Below are 3,276 nucleotides of genomic sequence, written 5' to 3'. Positions count from 1 at the left end.
GCCCCCTCCCCCTCTCCCCCCACACCGGCCGAGCACAACGCCTGGCTTCCGCCGACCAGTTGAGGGCCCAGGGCATTCCCGCCGGCGAGGTCGCCGCGCGCTGCCGGCCGGGCTCCTGGCAGCAGCTCCTCCCCGGTGTCTTCCTGCTCCAGCCGGGGCCGCCCACCAGCGAGGACCGGCTCCACGCCGCACTCCTCTACGCCCGCAGGACCGGGGCCGTACCCCCGCAGGGCCCCGACGCGATGATCACCGGACTCGCCGCACTGACCCTGCACCGCTTCTCCTCCGCTCCCCCGCTCACCGCCCTGGACCGGATCGACGTCCTGGTCCCCCGCACCCGGCGGCTGCGCTCCACCGGCTGGGTGCGGGTGGTGCGCGCCCCCGAGTCCCCGGAGCCGGTGGAGTTGACGGGCGTGCCCGTCGCCCCGGTCGCCCGTGCCGTCGCCGACGCGGTGTCCGGGCTCTCGGACGCGGAGACCGTACGCCGGCTGCTCACCGAGGCGGTGCGCGGTGGCCACTGCGAACCGGGCACGGTGGTACGCGAGTTGAACCGTGCCCGGCTGCTCACCCGGCCGCACGTGGTGGACGCGGTGGACGCGCTGCTCGCCGAGGGGCGCTCGCTCTCCGAGGAGCGGCTGTACGAGATGGTGCGGGAGTTCGCCCTGCCGGACCCGCTGTGGAACGTGGACCTGCGGCTGCCGGGCGGCCCGCACCTGGGCGGGGTGGACGCCTACTGGCCCGACCAGGCCGTCGCCGTCGAGCTGGACACCCGGGCGCCGCGGCAGGACGAGGACGCGCTGTGGTCCGAGTACACCCGCAAGCGGGAGCATCTGGAGCGGCTCGGCATCACGGTCGTCCACCTCACCCCGCGGAAGCTGCGCGAGGCGATGGACCAGCAGGCCACCGTGGTGCGTACGGCCCTGATGGCCGCGCCGGACCGGCAGCCCTCCGCCTATGTCGTCGTCCTGCCGCGGTGAGGGGTCAGCGCTTCGGCGTGACGCCGCAGAACTCGGCCTCCAGAACGGCCGCGCTGTCTCCCGTCCAGTCGGCGTTGAAGTTCATGGCGAGGGAATGCCCGCCGTCGCGGGTGGCCTGGGCCTCGGAGGAGGAACCGTGGATGCCTCCCCCGTGACCCCAGATCTCCTTGCCGCAGCTCAGCTTCTGCTTCATGAGCCCGAGTCCGTATCCCATGCCGGGGAGTTCGGGGGACAACGGGACGGTGGTGGTCATCTCCTTCATCTCGGCCTTCGGGAGCAGCCGGCCCTTGAGCAGGGCGCGGTAGAAGGTCTGCAGGTCGTTGGAGTCGGAGATCATCTCGCCGGCCGCGTAGGCGAGGGTGGGGCTCAGCCGGCTGACGTCGTGGACGGGCGCGTTCGGGTCCTCGGAGAGCGTGGACCAGGCGGGAGAGCTCGGCTTCGGCATCCTCACGTCCGTGCCGGGGACGCTCGTGGCGCGGAGCTTGAGCGGCTTGATGATGCGGTTCTCGACCGCCTTGCCGTAGGGGCGGCCGGTGACCTTCTCGACGACCATGCCGGCGAGGACGTAGTTGGTGTTGGAGTAGTTCCAGCCGGTGCCGGGGGCGAAGTCCGGCGCGTGGGTCATGGCGATGTCGACGAGCTGACGCGGGGTCCAGCGGTCGTAGCGGTGCTCCAGGAAGCCGGGACCGAAGATCTTCTCCTGGAAGCCGGGGTCGGAGGTGACGCTGTAGACGCCGCTGGTGTGGTTGAGCAGCTGGCGGACGGTGATCGCGCGGCCGTCGTGGCCGTTGCCCCGGACGACACCCGGCAGCCACTTCTCGACCGGGTCGTCGAGGTCCAGCCGGCCCTCGGCCTGGAGCTGGAGGAGGACGGTGGCGACGAAGGTCTTGGTGATGGAACCTACGCGGAAACGGTCGTTCCCCCGGCGCTCGCCGGCGGTGCCGGTCCAGTCGCCCCGGTCGTCCCGGGCCTGGGCCACGACCCCGGGCACACCGGCGTCGACCGCGGCCCGGAGCGCCGCCTGGGTGGCGGCGTGATCGGCCTTCTCCGGCGCGGACGCCGCCAGGGCCGGGGTGGCGAGGGCCGTGGCGGTGAGTCCGGAGACCAGGACTGCGGCGAGGACGGTGCGGGTCGTGCGTACGGCTGACATGCGGGCTCCCCTGGGACGCTGCTGCGGTGCGTGTACTGCGGTCGGCGGGGAGGACCGAGGGGGCTGCGGGACGGTTGAGCGGGCTTGCACCGGTTGAGCGGTTTTCGGCCGAACCTCGGCCGTGCGGTCGGCCCTCAGCCGATGGACGGATCGGCGAGCCGGGAGCGGCCGACCGGAGGCCGCTCGCGCCACAGGTCGAGGCCGATGTCGACGAGCCCGACACGGGCCAGTTCCGGGACGGCGTCGAGCGGATGCCAGGCGGCGAGGTCGGTGGAACCGTCGGTCTCGTTGCGCAGCGCACCGCCGGTGATCCGGGCCTCGTAGATGACCCGGAGGCCCTGGAAGTCGCCCGGCGTCCCGAGGCGTCGCAGCCAGCCGCGGCGGATGGAGTCGATGCCGAGGAGGGCGGTCGGCTCGGCGAGATACCCCGTCTCCTCCTCCACCTCACGGACCACGGTGTCCACGGGCTCCTCGCCGTGGTCCATGCCGCCGCCCGGCAGCGTCCACCGCTTGGTGCCGTCGCCCGCCACCCAGCGGGCCAGGAGCACCTGTCCGTCCCGTACGCACACGGCGTAGGCCGCCACCCTCAACTCCTTCTTCATGAGCCGAGGTTAGAACCAGTACACGGGGTACGTCCGGCCGGTGACGCGGGCGGCTCCGAGACCGACCGCGACCAGCAGGAGGGAGGCGAGCGCGAGAAGGCCGAGAAACGACCAGAAGGGAGGCGACGTGACGGCGACGATCACGGCGGTGGCGGCGGCGGGTGAGTGCGGGGTGCGGGCCAGCATCATCACGCCCAGGGCGAGCCCGCCCGCGACGGCGGCGCCCCAGAGGCCCGGCCCGGCCACGCCCAGGACCGCGAAGCCGGTGAGGGCGGAGAGCAGCTGGCCGCCGACGACCGAGCGCGGCTGGGACAGCGGCAGATCGGGTGCGCCGGCGACCAGGGCCATGCTCGCGGCGAGCGGCGGGATGAGCAGGGGCTGGTCGAGCCCGGTCCCGACGGCGACCAGGAGGAGCAGCGCGGTGACGCTCCCGGCGGTGGAGACGAGGAGGATCCGGGGCCGGGGGCGCGGGGGCGGGCCGGGGCGGCGGGGTGGCGCGGCTGCCGCCGGAACGGTGAAGGGGGCGGTTTCGGCGGGGGCGGCGGGC

The 3,276-nt window shown here is 73.7% G+C and carries 4 protein-coding genes; 1 reads left to right on the top strand and 3 read right to left on the bottom strand.

The window, feature by feature from the left end:
• The coding region (locus IF00_RS0140240) for a hypothetical protein (RefSeq protein ID WP_030327063.1) at positions 1–977 on the top strand (977 nt) is incomplete at its 5' end.
• A gap of 4 nt (positions 978–981) precedes the next feature.
• Here the strand turns inward: IF00_RS0140240 and IF00_RS0140235 are convergent.
• From IF00_RS0140235 to IF00_RS0140225, 3 genes are all read right to left on the bottom strand, one after another.
• Positions 982–2,127: a serine hydrolase domain-containing protein gene (locus IF00_RS0140235; RefSeq protein WP_030327062.1), complete on the bottom strand. Its 1,146-nt coding sequence runs from the start codon at positions 2,125–2,127 to the stop codon at positions 982–984.
• Between the two features lie 134 nt (positions 2,128–2,261).
• On the bottom strand, positions 2,262–2,729 hold the full coding sequence (locus IF00_RS0140230) for an NUDIX hydrolase (RefSeq protein WP_030327061.1): 468 nt from the start codon (positions 2,727–2,729) through the stop codon (positions 2,262–2,264).
• A gap of 9 nt (positions 2,730–2,738) precedes the next feature.
• Positions 2,739–3,276, bottom strand: a 538-nt coding sequence (locus tag IF00_RS0140225; RefSeq protein WP_051820906.1) for an HPP family protein, incomplete at its 5' end; no start/stop codon positions are given.

Origin of the sequence: Streptomyces flavochromogenes (genome assembly GCF_000717595.1) — a bacterium.
GTDB lineage: Bacteria > Actinomycetota > Actinomycetes > Streptomycetales > Streptomycetaceae > Streptomyces > Streptomyces flavochromogenes.
The sequence above is the reverse complement of the archived record's forward strand: the minus strand, read 5'-3'. Positions and strand labels throughout refer to the sequence as shown.